Below are 19,993 nucleotides of genomic sequence, written 5' to 3' on the forward strand. Positions count from 1 at the left end.
CATTAAGCTAACTTGTACTAATTACCCGTGAGGCTTAACCATACAACGCCAAACGCGTTTTATGTGATAGTGAAACACGCGAAGAAGTTAATATGACTAAAGTAGATATTACTTAGAAAGACTTAAAAAATATTATCAGATATTTTCCAAATTCAGTTAGTGCGCAGAAATACGTATTAACGCCCAAATTTGCTTGGTGACAATAGCGTTTTGGACCCACCTGATTCCATGCCGAACTCAGTAGTGAAACGAAACAGCGCCGATGATAGTGTAGCATTTGCTATGTGAAAGTAGGACATTACCAGGCTTCAAATTGTAGAAAGCCCGAATTTAACGATTCGGGCTTTTTTACGTCTGCAGAAAAGTAAAAATAGCACAATTAATGTACACTCATCCAACACCCATCATATAGGTCGGGCGAGCGAAGCGACTCCCGACGTTAAAATCATGAAAAATCTCCGCTCAGCAATGAGTGCGCAGCATTTTCACTATGACTCTCTACCGCTGTGGGCACCACGACATTACCAGGCTTCAAATTGTAGAAAGCCCGAATTTAACGATTCGGGCTTTTTTACGTCTGCAGAAAAGTAAAAGTAGCACAATTAATCTACACTCATCTACTCCCATCATGTAGGTCGGGCGAGCGTAGCGACTCCCGACGTTAAAATCACCGCAAGTACCCTCTTATAAAACTTTAACTTTAATTCGAACCTCACTGTATAGCTTCATATTTTCAATAAATCAGACCCTAATTACAGAGTCCCTCATTTCTTCTCACTTTGTTGCAATTTCATTCTTGGTTTAATAAGTGACCTGTGTAAAACTACCTGCGTTAATTTAGTAAATCAGGTGACATGAATGTCGAATATTAAAGCTTGGAAACTTATGAGCCTGTTTTGTTTGTTCGCAGTGCTTATGGGTTGTCAATCTAAAGAAGAGCAGCTGCAACAAACAATTCAAGAGTCTATTAAAAAGGTAGATACGGAGCTGTCTCAGCTTGGTACTGCACTCGATAATGGAAGTGTACGCAATGCTGTGTTACTTAAAGAATATGGCGAGCTTCTTAAAAAACAACAACCAGAGCTTACAAAAGTTGTTGATGTAATTACCCTTGATGCAACGCGCCAAGGCGCACTTTATAGTGGCTTAACACAGCGACTTAAAGATATTAAAGGAACTTACTTAATTCCTCCTTACGAAGATACGTTACATAGCATTGATTTGTTGCGTGATGCATCTAAACCTACGCTATTTTCTGATGCGTTAACCGATCCTATTAATATGCTAGCAGATATGTCCAAAGGCACTTTAGCGCGTGTAGGCGCAATTAGTAAGCAAGCTGAAGGTGAGGGTGTTGGTAACCAAATGGTAGGTAACCCTAACTATGGTAACTGGCAATCAAATAGTAACGGTATTAGCTTTTGGCAATGGTACGGAATGTACCGTATTTTAGGTGATGTATTTGATCGTGTTGAATATGGAAGCTGGAGTAAGCGCCGAAAGTATAGCTATTACAATGACTATGGCCGCTCGCGTTATTCAAGCCCTAAACAAATTAAAACCCAAAGCGCGCTAGAAACACGCACGCGCCAAACATACCAACGCCAAGGTAAGCAGTTTACAAGCCCTTATGCGAGTAAAAAAACAGGTGCATCAGGTTTAAGCCGTAGCAGTTATACGCCACCAAAAAGCCGCAGTAGTTATTCTCGTTCGAGCAGTTATAGCAATAGCTCTGGATCGGTGCGTGATAGCGGTAGCAGAACCTCTCGTGGCGTGAGCCGTGGTAAGTAAAAGAATAAAGTTGGAGTTAAAATAATATGTATGAATTTAATGGAATAACTATGTGGTCGCTACAAGCGCTGGCGATTGATTTTGCAATTATTGTTTTATTATTTGTAAGCCTTAAATATATAAAAGGTTGGGTTTCAAACTTACACGCAAATGATGAAATAACAGAGCGCGATAACTTTGCCTTTGGTATTAGTTTTGCTGCTGGTTTAGTCGCACTGGCGATTGTATTAACGGGTGTAAGTAGTGGGGCTTTTGCTGCAACACTGCAACAAGAAGCGCTGCAAATGTTAGCTTACGGCGCATTAGCGGTTGTACTTATTAAATTGGGTTACTTCTTTCAAGATAAAGTAGCACTTCGTAAAGTAAGTCTTCACGACGAAATCGTTAAAGGTAACGTTACAGCTTCAATAATTGATTTTGGTCATGTTGTTAGTGTTGCTATTGTTATTCGCTCAGCTCTTTTATGGGTGGCTACTGATGGTTGGCATGGTCTTCCAATTGTAATTGCTGCCTTTATTATCGGTAGCGTTGTATTACTACTTGTTAGCCAGTACCGAGTGCAGTTATTTAAGCGTACAAACAAAAGTGGCGATTGCCTACAACAAGCAATTGTTGATGGTAACTTAGCTGTGGGTATTCGTTACGCTGGATTTTTAGTCGGTAGTGCATTAGCTATTACAGCAGCAACCGGCGTTGCACCTTACGCTGCGGATAACATTAATGCGAGTTTACTATACTGGGCTATTAGTGCAGTAGTGAGCCTTGTTGCATTTATTATTTTGCACTTAGTGACAATTAAAATAATTTTATCTGGTTGCGATATTTCAGATGAAGTTAATCGTCAAAAAAATGTAGGTGTAGCTACTATTTCTGCAGCAGTATCATTTGCGGTAGGTATCACTATGGCAACCTTACTAGGCGCATAATCAGTGTCATCAACTAACACTCCCCCAAGTAAGTCACGCTTACTTGGGCACGATATATTACTTATTACTGTTATGGCCGTGCTTGCTGGGTGCGGCCTTATTTATGAATACTTACTGTCTCATTATGCGGGCCGTGTACTTGGCTCAGTAGAGAGCGCTATTTACGCCATGATCGGTACTATGATTGTAGCAATGGGCTTAGGCGCTTTTTTAGCGCGTTGGTTTAAAGATGCATTTACCGCCTTTGCTTGGCTAGAAAGCATTATTGCTTTGGTTGGCATGGGCTGCATTTTAGCGATAGCGGGTGTAATAGCAGTTAGTTATTCTCTTCCTCATTTATTTTCGAGCATTTTTAATTTACCCCCTGATGTTGTACTTAATGGTTACGTATTTCAAAAGCTACAAGAGTGGTCACGTTTTCTACCTTATGTTTTTGGTTTAATACTGGGTTTATTTATTGGTATGGAAATACCGCTTATAGCGCGTATTCGCCAACATGTTTATGGCCGATTTTTGGAGAACAACGCAGGGACTATTTATGGTGCCGATTATATTGGCGCCGGTATTGGTGCTGCCATTTGGGTAAGCATCATGCTCTCAATGCCTATAATGCAGGCTGCCGCGTGGACGGCATTATTTAATATCATTGCAGGGCTCGCATTTTTATGGCGCTACCATACCCATGTACGCTTTGCTAAGGCGCTTTTAGCTTGCCATATAGCATTGTTAGCATTATTTGGTTTTATTTTGGTATTTGGCAGTGGTTGGATGAACAATCTAAGCAATGTTTTATATAAAGATAAAGTGATTTACTCACAGGCAACTAAGTATCAGCACGTTGTTTTAACTGAGAGATTAAGTAAAAACCAGCCGCAACCGATCACCGATTTATATTTAAATGGGCGTTTGCAGTTCTCAAGTATTGATGAGCAAATATATCATTCAATGCTGGTTTATCCTGCAATGCTTGCCTCTAACCGACACGACCGCGTATTAATAATTGGTGGTGGTGACGGGCTTGCACTTAGAGATGTTTTAAAATGGCCGGTGAATGAAGTAACGCTTATAGATTTAGACGCGCAATTACTGAATTTATTTGGTCATAAAGACGGTGACTTTACGCCACCAGAGCATATTAGTAAGCGATTACTGCAGCTAAATAATAAATCGATGCAAGACTCGCGCGCCAACATCATTGTGGGTGATGCATTTTTAGAAGTTGAAAAGCTGCTCGATCAATCTAAGCAGTTCGACACTATTTTAATTGATTTACCGGACCCTAATCATCCTGACCTAAATAAAATGTACAGTGATTATTTTTATAATCATGTACGCCAGTTATTAGCTCCCGATGGCGCAATGGCAGTTCAATCGACCTCTCCTTATCATGCTAAAAAAGCGTTTTTAAGTATAGGTAAAACGGTTAAAGCTGCAGGGTTTGGGTATGTTGAGCAATATCAGCAAAATATACCTTCGTTTGGGCAGTGGGGCTGGACTATAGCAACTAAAATGGGTCAGTCGGCCAGTGGTCGTATTAACGATATAGCGACTATGCCAGTACCATCAAGATGGATCAGTAAAGAATATTTATTGGCAAGTTTTGTATTTCCTAATCATTATTTTGAACAAGTTAAAAGTATTGAAGTCAATAGGTTAGGGTCTGGTCAGTTGTATGATTACTACCGAACTGCATGGCAAATAGAAAGCGAATTGTATAAAAACTAATAAAACATGGTTGACATAATATGTCGGCCATGAGAATCTTAACTCAGACATAATATGTCAAACGACAAAAGGCAGAGACATGGAATTAAATGAACTTTCAATAAAATTAGCTTCTTTTGAAACTGAAGGCGCTAACTTTGAGTCTTTCTTGATTGCCAACCCAGGCGAGCAAGATGTTTTACAAGTCATTGTTGATGGAAATGATGAGCTTCCAATTTTTGTTACGCAAACGCAAGAGCAGTTATTATGTATTAGCTACTTGTTTGACGAAGATGAAGTTAAAAGTGAATTACGCAACGAGTTAAACGAAACATTACTACGTTTAAACGTGCCGATTCCACTGAGTGCATTTGCTAAAATCGATAATAAATACGCGATTTTTGGTGCACTGTCGGTAAATTCATCATTAGATGACGTTACCCACGAACTAGTGACATTAGCTGATAACGCTATAGACGCACTAGAAGCCGTGACCTTGTATTTAAACGATTAATAGCTAGTTAGTGGAGTTAAGATTATGAGTATTTTAAAAAAATTATTTACAGCAGTACGTGGCGGCGCTCGTGAAGCAGGCGAAGCAATTGTAGACAAAAACGGCATCCGTATTTTTGAGCAAGAAATTGCAGACGCACAAAATGCACTTCACCGCGCTAAAAAAAGTCTTACAGAAGTAATGGCTAAAGAAATGCAAACTAAGCGTAAAATTAGCGCAGTAGATGCTTCAATCGCTGAACACGAAGCGTATGCAGGCCAAGCTCTTGAAAAGGGTAACGAAGCGCTAGCATTAGAAATTGCAGAAAAAATTGGTGACTTTGAAGCTGAAAAAGCTGAAAACGAGCAAGTATTATCTGGTTTTAGCAATCACATTGTTGCGCTTAAGCAGCAAGTTAAAGATGCTGAAAAATCGATTAAAGAGAATCAGCGTCAGCTTACTATGGTTAAAACCACTGAAAGCGTACAGCAGGCAACAATGGCTGTTAACAGCACGCTTAATACAAATAGCTCGTCTATGACATCGGCTCGTCAATCGCTTGAACGCATTAAACAGCGTCAACAAGATCGTAGTGACCAGCTTGGTGCTGCAAAGCAACTTGAGTCAGACGTAAATGGCGATGACTTAAAAGCTAAAATGGCTGAAGCCGGTATTGGTGACACAAGTCCAAAAAGTGCTGATATTTTAGCTCGCATTAAAGCGAAGCAAAATAGCTAACCATTACGTTTATACTTTAAAAAGGTAACTGAGTTTTGCTCAGTTGCCTTTTTTGCTTAGAAGGCAACCTTCCTATGTTTAATTTTTTCAAATCTAAAAAAGAGCCAGAGCGTCAGCTTAATCATCCAAGCGATCTTAAAGTAGGCGACATGTTTAGCGTTATAGACTCATTTGCTTATCCAACATGGTTAAAAGGTGAAACGTTACGCGTTACTGGTATTCAAACTTACCAATACCAGCACAGTAGTGATACTGAATTTGTACTTCAGACAAATAGCGGGCAAGTTGTATTTTTACAAATTGAGCAAGATGACGGTGAAGAGTGGGCAAACTTTTCTATTAAAATTCAACGAAACGAAGTTGAAGAAATTTTTAGCCTTGATGAGTTTGCGCGTATTTTTGATGAAGAGTCCTTAACCCACATTACAGTGCAAAATACACCAGAGCGCTTTATGCAGTTTTTAGCTAAAAGCTATCAACAAAGCGAGTCGCCTTATGTGTGTTATTTCCATAATAAAGACTACCGCAACCAAGCTTTGCCTCGTTATGAGCAAGAAGGTGGCGAGCCATGTGAAATGATTTGCTTAGCGTCAGATAATGAAGGCTTTGGTTTAAATATCGAAATTTGGGATGGCGGCGAAACCGAAGTATCGCTAACGCTGACGCGTCCAATGACAGATATCGTAGACTTGTTTCCTGGAGATGCTAAGTGAGTGATGCTAAAGACAAGTGGTTACGTCAGGAACAAGCTGTACGTGCCACGCAGATGGCATTTGATCTGAGCAGCGAAGTTCAAAAGCTGATAAAAAAACAAGCGATCGATCAAGAGCTAACGCCATCAGACATGATCCGCAAAATACTAGGCTTAGACGTAAAATCTAAAAAAACGCGTCAACGTTTATCGTTTAATTTAAATGATGATGAAATAGCACAACTTGCCACTCGGTTTGATGTACAAAGCGATGATAAGCGAGCCGTAAAGCAGCAAGTAGCTGATTTATTAATAGCGCACACTAAAAATAAAAAAGTGAAATAATTTAATTAGGTTTTTATGAATATTATTTTAATTGCTTATTTAATTATTTTTGCGTTGTTTGGTACTGCGGCGAGTTATTTTGTACGCTTTATTTATGCGTATTGGGTGCTTAAAACAATGCCTATGAAGTACATTATAAAAGCGGGTATTTGCGTGGTATTGGTCGTTGTAATCTCAGCGTTAATTCCGTATCTAAGTTAACGCTGAGGTTAAGTTTGATTTATTTTATATCAAACGATTGGCACTGCTGATTAATACACAGCGATTGCACTTCAAGTACTGGAGAACAATCAGTTAAGCCTTGTGCTTTATTTTGTATGTTTTCTTGTTTTGTTATTTGTTGAGCAAGCTGTTCCGCTTCTTCTTGAGAGGTGTTTAGCGTTGAATAAACCGCGTATTTACTCGGTCCACCGCATGCGCGGGCGCCAACTTCAAGGACTTTGCACTGAAAGCTAGCGGTGCAGCTATTATTACTCACCATGTTATTCAGATCATAGTTCAAGTCAGACAAGTTTTTACTTTGTTCATTACCTGAGGTTACAGTGCTAGCACAGCCACTTAGTAACAAAATGCTACTAGCAATGCTTATAATTGACAGTTTAACTGTTGATGGTAAACAACTCATAACGTTATCCTTAAAATGCACTTACCGCTGAGCCTTCAAGTTTAACACATTTATTTTCAACACACTGCGTGCTTGGCGTTGTTAAATGCTGACAAATACTCATAATCCCTTTTTGTGAATTATAGCTACTTTCAAGCTTTGTGATTTTGTCGCTAAGGGCTGTTACTTGCTCCTCAGACGCAGTGTTTGTTGAATACACGACAAAGCTGCTTGGCCCGCCACATGCGCGACTACCTACTGCATTTACTCTACATTGAGTGCTTGTATCACACTGTTTATCTGCAATTAGTGTATTTAATTCAGTTTTGGCTGCTTTTATATCGTCTATTGAAACGTTTTTTAAATCAGCTTTTGGTATTTTTTCAGCAACTACGTTCTTTTTGGTATTTTCTTGTAATTGAGTGTTCTCTTTTAGCTTTTGTAGCTCTTGCTTAGGTGCTTCAGCCTCTGAGGCGATTGTTGCTTGCTGTGTTTTAGCTGGTTCTTTATCCAAACATGCAGTTAAACACAGTGGTAAAAGTATGGCTAATAATGGGGTACGCATAAAAAACCTTGATAGTGATGAAATATTCATCACTATCATACACGGTGCATTTTTTACGGCAATAAAAACTATATTATCAAGTAATTAAAGACGTGAAAAATATTGTTCTACTAAAGTCCGCCCTGCGTTAGCTTGGTTGGATTAAGTAATTTTTCGAGTTCTTCGCGCGGTAAATCAGTTTCCTGCTCAGCTACATCAATAATTGGGCGAGCTTCTTTATAAGCCTGCTTTGCTATTTTTGCTGCTTTTTCATAACCGATCACCGGATTAAGCGCAGTTACCAAAATTGGATTTTTAGCGAGTGCTTTATCTATATTTGGCTGATTCACCTTAAAACTGGCAATCGCTTTATCGCCCAGTGCTTGCGCGCTATTTGCAAGTAATTCTATGCTTTGCAATATATTATACGCAATGACTGGCAGCATTACATTCAGCTCAAAATTACCCGCCTGGCCGGCTACCGTTATAGTGGCGTCGTTACCTATTACTTGTGCACTTACCATTGCGGCGGCTTCTGGTATAACCGGGTTTACTTTGCCAGGCATAATAGATGAGCCTGGTTGAAGCGCTTCAAGCTCTATTTCACCTAAGCCTGCAAGTGGGCCTGAGTTCATCCAGCGTAGGTCGTTGGCTATTTTCATTTGTGCAACAGCGAGTACTTTTAATTGCCCAGAAAGTGCGACGATGGCGTCTTGTGAACCTATATTGTAAAAAAAGTTACTACTAGGCGTAAATCTAATACCTACATTAGCACTCAGGTTTTCTGCAAATTTTGCTGCAAATTTAGGGTCTGCATTAATACCTGTTCCTACGGCCGTGCCGCCTTGTGCAAGCTCGCATACACGCTCTAAGCTATGTCTAATTCCCGCAGCGGCATGATTAACTTGTGACTGCCATGCACTGAGTGTTTGATCAAACGTAACAGGCATTGCATCCATTAAATGCGTACGGCCTGTTTTAACTATATGGCCAACTTCAGCTTTTTTCTTCTCTAGGTTTTGCGATAAGTTTTCAAGCGAAGGAAGTAATTCATACACTACATTTATTGCACTACTGAGTGCGATAGCAGTAGGGACTACATCGTTAGAGCTTTGCCCCATGTTTACATCATCATTAGGATGAATACTCTCATTACCTAATCGACTAGCAAGCGTTGCAATAACTTCGTTGGCATTCATATTTGAGCTTGTGCCCGAGCCTGTTTGAAAAATATCAACGGGGAAGTGCTCAATGTGTTCGCCATCAATAATACTTTGGCAAGCTTGCTCAATAGCATTGGCTTTAGCTTTGCTTAAATGCCCAAGATCAAAGTTACTTTGTGCTGCGGCTTGTTTTATATAAGCCAGTGCAGTTATAAATTGCTTTGGCATAGGTAAGCCACTAATGGCAAAGTTATTAACCGCTCGCTGTGTTTGCGCCTGATAGAGCGCATCATTAGGTACTTGTAGCTCGCCCATACTGTCTGATTCTGTTCTAAAGTTGCTCATAAGTGTGCTCCTTAAAAAGGGTTGAATTCGTGGCTAAGAATACGCGCTTCGCGCTCAAGTATTAAAAATTGTGCAGTATTATTGTGCACTTTATAAAATCGTTTTAATGCTAATAATGGTTTGTATAACTGCTCTAAACATTGTTTACGAATAGCATTATGTATAAGAGGGTCGCACATTTTGTTCATAATTTCATGGTGTGTGCGCCTAAGATAAAACTCTTGAAGCAAAGGATTACGTTGCAGCTCAAATTTTTTTGCGACGTTAAGGGCGGTTTCTATGTAATCGGCAACGAGCATGGGGGCATGCAGACCAGGTCTTAAGCAATGACAAGAGAGTTCTTGATGATAACGATGCTGGGCATGATTTGAAGACATAAAAAAACCGACTCAAGTTAACGATAATAGTTATCATTACATTTAATCGGTTTCAGTGTAAACAGTTATTATAAAAATTATTTGCGATACTAATTTGAGTATTAATTGTAGCCAAGAATAAATATCTGATCTGTTTCATGTTTGGTCATCGCCTGTTGATTATGTTTAGGGTGCGAAAGTAAATCGATTACTGTAGCTCTCATATCAACGGCGTAACTATGATCGTCGGTCGTTTTTTCGGTTATTGCAACAGCTGCGTCTACAGCTGTATAAGAGGGTATATGCATAATTTTATCCTTTAAAAATTTAATATAAGTTAAACCCTTTAGTGGGTTGGTTATATAAAAGCATATTACATACCAATCATAATAAATAAATCTAACCTATTGATATTTATAAGTTTAAAAAATTATCATTTTTTGAACACGACAAAATAAGTCAAATTTGCTTTACTGTTGTGCATTAACCGACAATTTTGGTGCACAGTAATGACAAAGCCATTTTCACAAGCGTGTGAAAACAATAAAGCTCCTATTTTAAAGCAATTAAAAACCGTATTAAAAAACACTAAAACAGTGCTCGAAGTTGGCTCAGGAACCGGCCAACATAGTGTGTTTTTTGCAGAGCAATTGCCTCATTTGCAGTGGCATACAAGTGATCGCGCTATAAACCACGAAGGGATTAACTTATGGCACCGCGAAGCTAATTTAACTAATTTGCATGCGCCGCTTGAGCTTGATTTAAATAATGAGTGGCCAGTAGATAAGGTTGACGCTATTTATACGGCAAATACATTTCATATTGTTAGTTGGCAATTAGTTGAACGTTTTTTTGACGGTGTTAAACGTCATTTAAATAACGAAGGTATGTTATGTATTTATGGGCCATTCAAATACCAAGGTGAATTTACCAGCCCAAGTAATGATGACTTTAGTGCCTTTTTAACAGAGCGCGATCCGTTAAGTGGATTAAGAGATTTTGAAGCAGTTGAACAACTAGCTAAGCAAGCAGGGCTTACGCTCATTAGCGATACAGCCATGCCTGCAAATAATCAGCTACTCGTTTTTAAACGGCAGTAATGAGCTACATTGCTCTTTATATATATCCATATGGCCGCGTTCACACTTTAAGTAGTCGCTTATTGCATTACTGAAGTCGCCATCAACAATATGGTGAGCAGAGTAGGTAAGTACGGGTTCAAATCCGCGTGCTATTTTGTGCTCACCTTGTGCACCTGAATGAAAACAGCTGAGTTTATGTTTTATTGCAAACTCAATACCTTGGTAATAACACAGCTCAAAGTGTAGCGAGTCTACTTCTTCACTTGCTCCCCAGTAGCGCCCATAAAGCGTATTTTCACCAATTAAACTAAGGGTTGCAGCAATCACGTTATCGTCTTTTTTGGCTAGCATAATAACGAGGTTATTGGCCATTAATGCATGTAAAAGCGTAAAAAACTCCATATTTAAATAGCCTAAATGACCAGATCGTTTTAAATACGTACGCTGATAAAACTCACAAAACAATTGCATTATCTCGGGCATAATTTGTGTGCCTTGCAGCCATTCAATATCAATATTTTGCTGCGCTATTTTAGCTCGCTCTTTTTTAAGTGACCTGCGTTTACGCGAGCTAAGCATCTGCAAAAAGTCGTCAAAGGATTCATAACCTTTATTAAACCACTGAAACTGCACACCCACTCTTAACATGGCGTGTTGCTCAGTTAATGATGTGGCTTGAGCTTGGTCGCAAAAATTAACATGCCATCCCGACCAACCTTGCTGAGCACTGTGTATGCTCAGTTGCTCTGTAATGTATTGATACACCGCATTTTGATTGATGTGATCGATAGCAATGCGCTTACCCTCAATAGGGCTAAAGGGAATGCCAGATAGCCACTTGGGATAATATTCTAAACCGTGTTTTTCGTATGCCTCAGCCCATGCCCAGTCAAATACGTACTCGCCGTATGAATGACTTTTTAAATATCCGGGTGCAAGTGCAACGAGTGTATCACCTTCAAAAATAGCGAGGTGATGGGGCTGCCAACCGCTTTTTTGTGTTACGCATTGGCTTTGTTCAAGGGCATATAAAAAAGCATGTTGAGTAAATGGTTCATCACCAAATAAACGTTGCCACTGCGGCTGGTCAATCTCATTAATACTGCTAAACCATTGGTGCGAAAACGTTCCCATGACTACTTACCTTGTAGTTGTTCTAAGCTGTTCTACGTTTTTAATAAACGTACTAATTTGCATCTTAAGCTCGGTAAAATGAGGATTATAAGTTAAGCGCTGTAAAGCCGGATAGTGTTTTAAGTTGGCGCTTGTACGCTCTCCTAGTTGTGGGTTTTTTGTTGTTTTACATGTTTTGTACAGTAAGTCGTCGTTAATAAAGCTGCCACAATTGCGATAAGTTGCGTTAATTCCATAATGTGGATTTTGCGGTGAGTTAACAACCGCAATATGCGATATACCGTGAATTTTTTTACACTGCAGTGTTGTGCATTGCGGGTTACTTACTATGTAGTCACTAGCAAAGTCTGGCGGTAAAATATCAGTGTTGCCATAAAGTACTAAAGTATCGAGCGGCTTATATTTTACTGAATTACCTTGGTGTAATGTACTTAATAATTTTAGTGTGGCACGCGTATCTATTGTTGTATCAATATCACTAAGTACACTAAAAATAGGTAATTTAAGTGCAGGGCGTTTGCTTAAGTTACTTATGCTTGCAAGTGACATTGCAGCGTATGATGCCGCAGCTGCATTTAAAGAAAAAGACTCATACTTAGCAAAGTCTACATCAGCGTCTTTATCTATCCAATTAACAAACGGTATAGCGTCAATCCATTTTGCTATCCAGCCGTATTTATTATGTGGCTCAGAGCCCGGCGAATAAAGCATAAGCGCTTTAATTTTAGGTGAAATAGTTTGCTTGGTTGCGTAATCAATAAGTAACGCGGCGCCGGTAGAGTAGCCTGCGAGTATCACCTCATCAAAATCTTGCACAGAACGGTCAACACCATATTTTATTGCTTGCTGCCATTGGCTTACATCTACGTTTAGCAAAGCACTTGCGGCGCTGCCATGCCCTGGTAATAAAATAGTACGCACGGTATAGCCTTGCTGATAATACACTTGTGCTAAATCGTGGTACGTAAAGGGTGAGTCAGTTAGCCCGTGGATTAGTAGTGCAACTTTATTACTGTTTGGGTACGTAAGCTCAAAAGGGGCAATAATATCTGCAATAGTAGGGTCAGGTTTTCGCTTACCCTGTGTTACCAACTGCCGATACGTTTGTGTAATAACGGGGCATGGCATGTTTGCATGGGGCTTAGCTTTATTTATATGTTTATATTCGTAATCTAAGTAATCGCTAAATGGTAAAAGGGCTTGATAATTAAAGCGCTGGTGGGTGTACTCATTTTCAAAACGTAATAGGCCTTGCTGCTTACTTTTTATTATAAATTTAAAGTCACTCGCCTGCGATATACAGTTTTGAGCTACTGCAATATGCGAAAAAACACTTAAAACAAAACCAAAAAATACTCTTAAAAATACTCTTAAAGCTACTTTTAAAGTTAAACCATTATTGTTCATTAACTACTGCATATTGAGCAAGACACTCGGTTAGCTTAATGAGTTCAAGCGGTTTTGCAAGATGTTGGTTAAATCCAACGGCTTTTGCATGTGCTTTATCCTCTGGCATTACGTCGGCAGTTAAAGCAATAATCGGAAGTTCTTGTTCGGTTTTAAACTGCCGGATCAATGCTGTGGCTCTATAGCCATCCATTACAGGCATTTGGCAATCCATAAGCACTAAATCAAAATGCTGCTTTTTTACTATATCGACCGCCAGCTCGCCATTTTCTACTATATACGGCACAATTCCTAACGAGCCAAGCATCGCTTTAATCACCATTTGGTTTACTGGGTTGTCCTCTGCCACTAAAATGCTGAGCGAAGTAATATTCGTATTATCAAATGTAATAATATGCTCTTTTTTAGGCTCTGTTGTTTCTAATCGCATGGAAAATGTAAAAGTAGAGCCTTTATCTATTTCACTTTTAAGGGCTACTTCTCCCCTCATTAGCTGGCTTAGCTCTTTTGCTATGGTTAAGCCAAGGCCGGTACCGCCAAATTGTCTTGATGTAGAGCTATCAGCTTGGGTAAATGCGTTAAATAACTTTTTATGTTGGCTCGGTTTTATACCTATACCGGTATCGCTAACGGTTATAACAAGCTGTACTTTATTGGCAGTGGTAAACTCTGTTTCTATGTTTAGAGTAACACTGCCTTGGTTTGTAAATTTAATGGCGTTACTACACAAGTTAAGCAATATCTGCTCAATTCGCATTGGGTCACCAATAAACCAGGTATCTAAAGGTAGTTTTGAGTTAACTTGCCATTTAATACCTTTGTTAGTTGCGCTGTGTTCAAACATATTGTTTATACGTGCTATTAAAGCACCTAGGTCGAATGCAATAGACTCAATAACTAACTTTTGAGATTCTATTTTTGATATATCAAGAATGTCATTAATTAGGTTTAATAAGCTTTTAGATGATGAGTTTATTTTATCTAAGTAACCAATTAGCGTACTTGCGCTATCGGTTTCGCGAGCAAGCGAAGAAAACCCAATAACAGCATTCAAAGGTGTACGGATTTCGTGGCTCATATTAGCTAAAAATTGGCTTTTAGCTTGGTTAGCTAAATCTGACTGCTGCTTTGCTTGTGCAAGCGAGTGTGTACGCTCAGCCACTTGGCGTGTAAGTGCAATTTGTTGCTGATTAAACAGCAGTAAAACCATTAAAATTAAAGAACATACGGCCACTTGAAGTATGAGCAATAATAACGTTAGTTGATTATTATGTTGTGCTAAAAACCCTTCTTTAAGTGCTAGTTTTACAATCCATTTTTGCCCTGCAAAGCTCACATCAAACGACATCAAACGACTTCCTTTAGCCTGATGAACATCTTGAGAGTAATTACTATAAAACGGCGGTGCGTTTGTATCTTCGTATATACCAATCGAAAACATATCAGACTGCTGTTTAGTAATTGCTTGTTCAATAATACTGCGTACTAAAAATATACCCGTGACGTAGCCTTTAATTACTTCTTTATCGTCACTTTGAGAATACACAGGGGCAAATAACAAATAAGCGGGTTTAGGTTGTTTGGTTTGTACTAGCTGAATTATCTTAGTCCCTACGGGCATATATTTTATAGCAGGGTTAAGCAGGGAGTTTTTCCTATCAGAATTTGAAAATACATTAAAGCCAATTGCTTTTTGATTACCATTGAAAGGGGCTATATATTTTATGATAACGAGGGGATCATTTTTTTCAAGAGGCTCACCTACTACATCAACATCTAAATGGTAAATATTTGATATTTCTTGGGCAAAGGTCTCACGTTGATCTTGAGGTATTTTTGCATTCCACGATAAAGCATTAATAAATGCGTGCTGGGTTAGTAATTGGCTAGCATAAGAATAAAAATCTTGCTGGCTTAATGTTGATGATGATTGAACCTGGCTTGCTAGGCTTTGTACTGCAATAATACTGCGATTTGTATATCTATAAAGGCTATTTTCTATAACGTGAACTTCACGTTCGGCGATTTTAATTGTGCTTATACGGTTTTCTTGATCGTATAGCTGTGTTGTAACCGCAACAGACACAAATAAAATAGAGCATACTGCAATTGTTGGAAACGCCGATATATTATGTTGATTAGATTTTTGTGGTAGTAAAGAAAGTAAAAACGGAGTTGCAATTAATACCCCTAATGTATCGCCAAGCCACCAATAAACAACATTTTTCCAATGATTATCAATGCTATAAACCGAGTTAAATTGACTAAGAGCGAACACGCCAAAGTTAGCCGAAATTAAACTGACTAATATGGCTATGACGAGAATAAAGTAAATTATGTTTTTACGCTTTTTAAAGCGTAGTGGGTGACCAAGCCAAAATTTTAGTAAAGCAGCGCCCACCATTGCCTGTATAACCACACCAAAGGCGATATACATTGCTTCGTTAAATGAGTTACCGACCAGGACTAGCTCATGAGCTGAACTATCAAAAATATTTAAATTAAATGCAATTGCAGCTACAAATAAAGGCGGGATAAAGCGCCACCACCAAATATAACAACCGACCAGAGCAATACCAGCAGGTAACCAAATTGGAATTATTTGCGAATTAAAAGCAAGTTTAGTGAGTGCTATACCCACTAAAAAATATGCTAAAGCAAACATGATGTAAAAAATAATGGAGTGATTTTTAGAGTTAAAATTTTTCACATAAGGTCCAAGCAATTATTATTATCGTTTTGAAATATCAGTATAGCTAACAGTAAGTTATTTAGGGTATTTTTATAATGGTAACTGATTTTTGCTAAATGACTGCTTTAACACAACGGTTGATTCTATATTTGCAATACAACTTAAACCACCTAGTTGATGTTTTACAAACGTTTCGTAGCTCTCAAGATCATGTGCAATTATTTTTAATAAATAATCATAGCTTCCTGATATTACACAACACTCTAATACATGTGGTAATTTTTCTACATGTTGCTCAAATTGCTCTGCAGCACTTACCGAGTTTTGGCTTAATCGTACAAACGCATACACCAACACATTAAGGTTAAGTGCTTTTGGGTTTATGGCGGCGTGGTAGCCGGTAATAATGTTTTCTTGCTCTAACTTTTTAATACGTCTTAGGCAAGGTGTATCTGACAGGTTAATGCTGCTGGCTAAATCTGAAACCGACATACGAGCTTGGCTTTGTAGTGCGATAAGTAATTGCTGATCTTTTTTATCTAACATAGTTGTCGGCTTTTATTAATTATTTTTATATTTGTAGTGATTATTGCTAAGTATTACAGTTTTTACTAATTTTTTTGGCGTTTTACCCTCATTGAACTCTGTTAGCATTTAACTATAAAAATAATAGAGCACAACAATGAACACACATACCGCTATTTTTGATCACTGGATTCGAACTGAGTTTGTCACTTTAAACAGTGAATTAGAGCAGCTTTATTGGCAGCAAACCGATAAAGCAAATGTAGAAGGAATAGGCGAGGCCTTAAAGCAACAATTAGAAAAAGAAGGCAACGCATTAATTAGTAATTTATTAGCCGAGGGAAACACAGATCAAGGCTTTGATAGTGCTTTTGACCTACTTGGCAACGTCGGATTATTTATGGCTGCATGCCGTCGCCATGAAATTACCGAACCAAGCAGAGAAACCACGTCTCCACTAATAGAAGCCTCAGCGCTTGCTATGCATATAGGCGCATCTATTGGCGTAACCCCTCGTTTTGCTACCGCCCACTTAACTACTCATAACAAAGCACTTAACGGTATTTATAAACGATTTACTAATTTACCCGATGAAAAGCTATTTATAGATTACAACACCCAAGGTATTTTGGCCTATAAACGCGCAAGTGATGCTTTACTAAAAATATTGCCGTTAGGTATTTCACACCCTTTATGCGGTGAGTTACTAAAAGTAGCTAAACAGGCGCTTATAGATGTTATTGATTCAAATAATGCACTTTATACTGAGCTCGATACAGATCGCTTTTTTAACTGTGTTCGCCCTTACTATAAACCGTATCGTGTAGGTAAAGAGGTTTACAGAGGCGCTAATGCCGGTGACTTTGCAGGTATTAACGTGATTGATATGTTACTAGGGCTTTGTAGTGCAAATGAGCCTAGTTACTCGCAAATGCTGGTGGATAAGTTTTTATATATGATGCCAGAGGATCAACAAATACTACGAGAAGCCATGCGTATGCAAAGCTTTATGGATGACTTTTTACAAGCGAAGCAATATAAAAATACAAATTGGTTTAAAAGTCACGCAAAGCTATTTATCCAAGTGTGCAAATTACATGGCGACACCGCAGTCGGTCATCATAATCAACTAGTTGAAAAATTTATTGCTCAGCCCTCAAAGAATATGCAACAGCAGCATATGAGCAAGGTAACAGCAAGCGGTCCGCCGCTTCATGTGTTACTTGATTCGCTCGAAAAATTAAGAGATAGGCGAGCCAGTGCAAAACGCGACGATATAAAAACACGTTTTGACGATCTAAATACACTTAAAAAATGGGTTAAATAGCATGCTTAAAAATGATTTTTGTATGGCCGATGGCTGTTATTTACTAAACCACTCGGTAGGGCGTCCTCTTAAAAATACGCAGCAATATTTAGCCCAGCACTACTTCCTTCCGTGGGAGGGATCAAATAAAGAGCCTTGGCAGCAATGGTTGCCCGCAGTTGAGCAGTTTACTACTGTACTTGGTAAGTTATTTAATACGCCTAGTTCGCAGTTTTGTCCTCAAGCTAATTTATCAAGCGGCTTAACAAAGCTGCTTATGTCGCATCCACGGTTACAGCAAAAAAATTGTAAAGTGCTTATGGCGCAAAGTGATTTTCCGAGCATGGGTTTTGCAATGCAAAAAGCATTACCAGAGTGCGCGCAAATCATGTTTATACCTGAGCACGAAGATTTAAGTGATATTAGTGTTTGGCAGCGTTATATAACCGCCGATATTGATTTAGTTTTTATAAGCCACGTATATTCAAATACAGGAGTACAGGCACCTGTATACGATATTGTAGCTATAAGTAAATTAACCAAGAGTTTATCAATAGTTGACGTTGCTCAGTCTGCGGGTGTGATACCGCTTGATTTAAGCGTACTCGATGCTGACTTTATGATTGGCTCGAGCGTTAAATGGCTATGCGGCGGACCTGGTGCAGCATATTTGTGGGTTAACAAACACCAAATAGCATATTGTGAACCTAAAGATGTAGGTTGGTTTTCGCATCAAAACCCATTTGAGTTCGATATTAACCATTTTGAATATAACGCCAGTGCGCTCAAATTTTGGGGGGGCACTCCTTCTGTAGCGCCTTATATTATTGCCGCCAATAGCATTGCTTACTTTGCAGAGCTAACTGCTCACAAGGTAAGGGAGCATAATTTAGTGATGCTTATGCTTATTCATGAGCAGCTAAGCGAATATGTTGTATCACCTATGAGTAGTGATAAATGCAGCGGGACTGTTATTTTGTTTTTTGCCGGGCTGCAAGAATATGTACTTACAGAGCTTGATAAAGCGAAAGTTAGTGTAGATGCTCGTAAATTTGGAATACGAGTATCGCCACATATTTATAATACCCAAGAAGACGTTGAGCAGTTTATATCGATAGTAAAACAAGCGCTTAAGGATTTTGGCTAAGCTGCTGCTTTCTTTGTTTTAATGACTCTATTTTTTGCTGCGTTTGATTAATTGATGCGTCGTAAGTTTGCTTTAACGCATTTGTTTTAGTTGCGATAGCATCAGCAATAGACGAAGCGCCTAAACGATTGGCTTTATCTTGAGTCATGTAATCTATCTGCTGTTTTTTAGCAGTGTATTCTTTTTGGCTTTGTGCAATAGATAGCTCAAGCCGTTTTATTTCACGATCTATTTGTTGAACCTCTAAGTAATCATCCACAGAGGAGTCGGTAATACCTTTACCGGGCGTAGAGCTTTTGTACGCTTCAATTACGTTTATATCTTTGAGAGTAATAACTTGTGCATCTTTAGCGCAAGGCGTTTGGCTAAAGGTAGGAACGCCCTTAATGACACACTTATACACTGTTGTACTTTGTGCCAAGGTAAAAAATGGTGCTGCCGCGCAAACTGATAGCAATATGAACCGGATCATAGCTAAACCTAAAGTGGCTAAAGTTGTGTTAATAATGCCCTAAGTTATTACTAGGCACAATTTGTTTAGTTTTTATAAATTTTAGGCACAAAAAAACCACAATCAAGTGGTTTAAATTAAGTATGGTGGAGAGGGAGGGATAGACTTGCTTACATCCATGTAATCAATCGCTGCGCGACGCTTGCAGCGGCCCAAAATGTTCCAGACATTTTGTCGAACCCTGTCGAGGGTTCTCACCCTCCCTATTTTGTACTGGTGTTAAAATTTAGGCACAAAAAAACCACAATCAAGTGGTTTAAATTAAGTATGGTGGAGAGGGAGGGATTCGAACCCTCGATAGAGCTACAAACTCTATACTCCCTTAGCAGGGGAGCTCCTTCGGCCACTCGGACACCTCTCCAACGCATAACCGTTTGTATTGATGGAAGTAAAAAATCCATCAATTAAAATATGGTGGAGAGATAGGGATTTGAACCCTAGATGGGCTATAAACCCATGCCGGTTTTCAAGACCGGTGCATTCGACCAC

General features: G+C 38.9%; 22 protein-coding genes, 1 tRNA gene and 1 rRNA gene. 13 read left to right on the forward strand and 11 right to left on the reverse strand.

Going from position 1 to position 19,993, the window contains the following annotated elements; genetic code table 11:
* The first annotated feature begins 192 nt into the window (after window positions 1-192).
* The 10 genes from rrf to I6F53_RS18220 all read left to right on the forward strand — a co-directional run bounded on the left by rrf (window position 193) and on the right by I6F53_RS18220 (window position 6,889).
* Window positions 193-307 (forward strand): 5S ribosomal RNA (rrf, locus tag I6F53_RS18175).
* Between the two features lie 140 nt (window positions 308-447).
* Window positions 448-591 (forward strand): hypothetical protein, encoded by a 144-nt coding sequence (locus I6F53_RS18180; RefSeq protein ID WP_197240631.1) that lies wholly within the window; start codon window positions 448-450, stop codon window positions 589-591.
* Window positions 592-858: 267 nt separating this feature from the next.
* Window positions 859-1,791, forward strand: a complete 933-nt coding sequence (locus I6F53_RS18185) for a CHAD domain-containing protein (protein ID WP_197240632.1) — start codon at window positions 859-861, stop codon at window positions 1,789-1,791.
* Window positions 1,792-1,817: 26 nt separating this feature from the next.
* Window positions 1,818-2,717 carry a DUF350 domain-containing protein gene (locus tag I6F53_RS18190; RefSeq protein ID WP_197240633.1) on the forward strand — a complete coding sequence of 300 codons (900 nt, stop codon included), beginning with the start codon at window positions 1,818-1,820 and terminating at the stop codon, window positions 2,715-2,717.
* Window positions 2,718-2,720: 3 nt separating this feature from the next.
* Window positions 2,721-4,442 carry a polyamine aminopropyltransferase gene (locus tag I6F53_RS18195; RefSeq protein ID WP_197240634.1) on the forward strand — a complete coding sequence of 574 codons (1,722 nt, stop codon included), beginning with the start codon at window positions 2,721-2,723 and terminating at the stop codon, window positions 4,440-4,442.
* Between the two features lie 79 nt (window positions 4,443-4,521).
* A complete protein-coding gene (locus tag I6F53_RS18200; protein WP_004335098.1) occupies window positions 4,522-4,935 on the forward strand; it encodes a YjfI family protein in 414 nt (137 codons plus the stop codon).
* A 24-nt stretch (window positions 4,936-4,959) separates the two neighbouring features.
* The gene (locus I6F53_RS18205; protein WP_004335088.1) at window positions 4,960-5,652 is read left to right on the forward strand and encodes a PspA/IM30 family protein; all 693 of its coding nucleotides are present in this window, start codon (window positions 4,960-4,962) and stop codon (window positions 5,650-5,652) included.
* A 74-nt stretch (window positions 5,653-5,726) separates the two neighbouring features.
* Window positions 5,727-6,365: a DUF4178 domain-containing protein gene (locus I6F53_RS18210; protein ID WP_197240635.1), complete on the forward strand. Its 639-nt coding sequence runs from the start codon at window positions 5,727-5,729 to the stop codon at window positions 6,363-6,365.
* Entirely contained in the window at window positions 6,362-6,688 is a 327-nt protein-coding gene (locus I6F53_RS18215) for a hypothetical protein (RefSeq protein ID WP_165739672.1), read from the forward strand. The genes I6F53_RS18210 and I6F53_RS18215 overlap by 4 nt, the downstream gene beginning before the upstream one ends.
* Before the next feature lie 15 nt (window positions 6,689-6,703).
* Entirely contained in the window at window positions 6,704-6,889 is a 186-nt protein-coding gene (locus I6F53_RS18220; RefSeq protein WP_007579770.1) for a hypothetical protein, read from the forward strand.
* A 19-nt stretch (window positions 6,890-6,908) separates the two neighbouring features.
* Here the strand turns inward: I6F53_RS18220 and I6F53_RS18225 are convergent, their stop codons facing one another.
* From I6F53_RS18225 to I6F53_RS18245, 5 genes are all read right to left on the reverse strand, one after another.
* Window positions 6,909-7,313: a hypothetical protein gene (locus tag I6F53_RS18225; protein WP_165739675.1), complete on the reverse strand. Its 405-nt coding sequence runs from the start codon at window positions 7,311-7,313 to the stop codon at window positions 6,909-6,911.
* A gap of 10 nt (window positions 7,314-7,323) precedes the next feature.
* Window positions 7,324-7,857: a hypothetical protein gene (locus tag I6F53_RS18230; protein ID WP_197240636.1), complete on the reverse strand. Its 534-nt coding sequence runs from the start codon at window positions 7,855-7,857 to the stop codon at window positions 7,324-7,326.
* A 110-nt stretch (window positions 7,858-7,967) separates the two neighbouring features.
* The gene (locus I6F53_RS18235; protein WP_197119974.1) at window positions 7,968-9,344 is read right to left on the reverse strand and encodes a class II fumarate hydratase; all 1,377 of its coding nucleotides are present in this window, start codon (window positions 9,342-9,344) and stop codon (window positions 7,968-7,970) included.
* Between the two features lie 11 nt (window positions 9,345-9,355).
* The gene (locus I6F53_RS18240; RefSeq protein WP_231613042.1) at window positions 9,356-9,721 is read right to left on the reverse strand and encodes a hypothetical protein; all 366 of its coding nucleotides are present in this window, start codon (window positions 9,719-9,721) and stop codon (window positions 9,356-9,358) included.
* 101 nt (window positions 9,722-9,822) lie between these two features.
* Window positions 9,823-10,008 carry a hypothetical protein gene (locus I6F53_RS18245; protein ID WP_165739680.1) on the reverse strand — a complete coding sequence of 62 codons (186 nt, stop codon included), beginning with the start codon at window positions 10,006-10,008 and terminating at the stop codon, window positions 9,823-9,825.
* A 201-nt stretch (window positions 10,009-10,209) separates the two neighbouring features.
* Here I6F53_RS18245 and I6F53_RS18250 point away from each other — a divergent pair, with 201 nt between their 5' ends.
* Complete coding sequence (locus I6F53_RS18250; RefSeq protein ID WP_197177054.1) at window positions 10,210-10,800, forward strand: DUF938 domain-containing protein; 591 nt, start codon at window positions 10,210-10,212, stop codon at window positions 10,798-10,800.
* Here I6F53_RS18250 and I6F53_RS18255 read toward each other — a convergent pair.
* From I6F53_RS18255 to I6F53_RS18270, 4 genes are all read right to left on the reverse strand, one after another.
* Window positions 10,777-11,916 (reverse strand): GNAT family N-acetyltransferase, encoded by a 1,140-nt coding sequence (locus I6F53_RS18255; RefSeq protein WP_197240637.1) that lies wholly within the window; start codon window positions 11,914-11,916, stop codon window positions 10,777-10,779. The genes I6F53_RS18250 and I6F53_RS18255 overlap by 24 nt on opposite strands.
* A 6-nt stretch (window positions 11,917-11,922) precedes the next feature.
* Window positions 11,923-13,323, reverse strand: coding sequence for an alpha/beta hydrolase (locus I6F53_RS18260; protein WP_197240638.1), 1,401 nt, complete (start codon window positions 13,321-13,323; stop codon window positions 11,923-11,925).
* Window positions 13,313-16,033, reverse strand: coding sequence for an ATP-binding protein (locus tag I6F53_RS18265; RefSeq protein ID WP_197240639.1), 2,721 nt, complete (start codon window positions 16,031-16,033; stop codon window positions 13,313-13,315). The genes I6F53_RS18260 and I6F53_RS18265 overlap by 11 nt, the downstream gene beginning before the upstream one ends.
* A 72-nt stretch (window positions 16,034-16,105) precedes the next feature.
* Window positions 16,106-16,561: an Lrp/AsnC family transcriptional regulator gene (locus tag I6F53_RS18270; protein ID WP_165739690.1), complete on the reverse strand. Its 456-nt coding sequence runs from the start codon at window positions 16,559-16,561 to the stop codon at window positions 16,106-16,108.
* A gap of 136 nt (window positions 16,562-16,697) precedes the next feature.
* Between I6F53_RS18270 and I6F53_RS18275 the strand changes: the two genes are divergently transcribed.
* Both I6F53_RS18275 and I6F53_RS18280 read left to right on the forward strand, forming a co-directional pair.
* Window positions 16,698-17,867, forward strand: coding sequence for a PrnB family protein (locus I6F53_RS18275; RefSeq protein ID WP_165739692.1), 1,170 nt, complete (start codon window positions 16,698-16,700; stop codon window positions 17,865-17,867).
* Window position 17,868: 1 nt separating this feature from the next.
* Window positions 17,869-18,993, forward strand: a complete 1,125-nt coding sequence (locus tag I6F53_RS18280) for an aminotransferase class V-fold PLP-dependent enzyme (RefSeq protein ID WP_197181490.1) — start codon at window positions 17,869-17,871, stop codon at window positions 18,991-18,993.
* On the opposite strand, the gene I6F53_RS18285 is transcribed toward I6F53_RS18280, so the two are convergent.
* Both I6F53_RS18285 and I6F53_RS18290 read right to left on the reverse strand, forming a co-directional pair.
* Window positions 18,977-19,465 carry an RNA-binding protein gene (locus I6F53_RS18285; RefSeq protein ID WP_197177068.1) on the reverse strand — a complete coding sequence of 163 codons (489 nt, stop codon included), beginning with the start codon at window positions 19,463-19,465 and terminating at the stop codon, window positions 18,977-18,979. The genes I6F53_RS18280 and I6F53_RS18285 overlap by 17 nt on opposite strands.
* A 307-nt stretch (window positions 19,466-19,772) precedes the next feature.
* Window positions 19,773-19,865 (reverse strand) — tRNA-Ser (locus I6F53_RS18290).
* Window positions 19,866-19,993: the final 128 nt, after the last annotated feature.

This window comes from Pseudoalteromonas sp. SWN29 (assembly GCF_015864465.1).
In the GTDB taxonomy this organism is placed as follows: Bacteria; Pseudomonadota; Gammaproteobacteria; order Enterobacterales; family Alteromonadaceae; genus Pseudoalteromonas.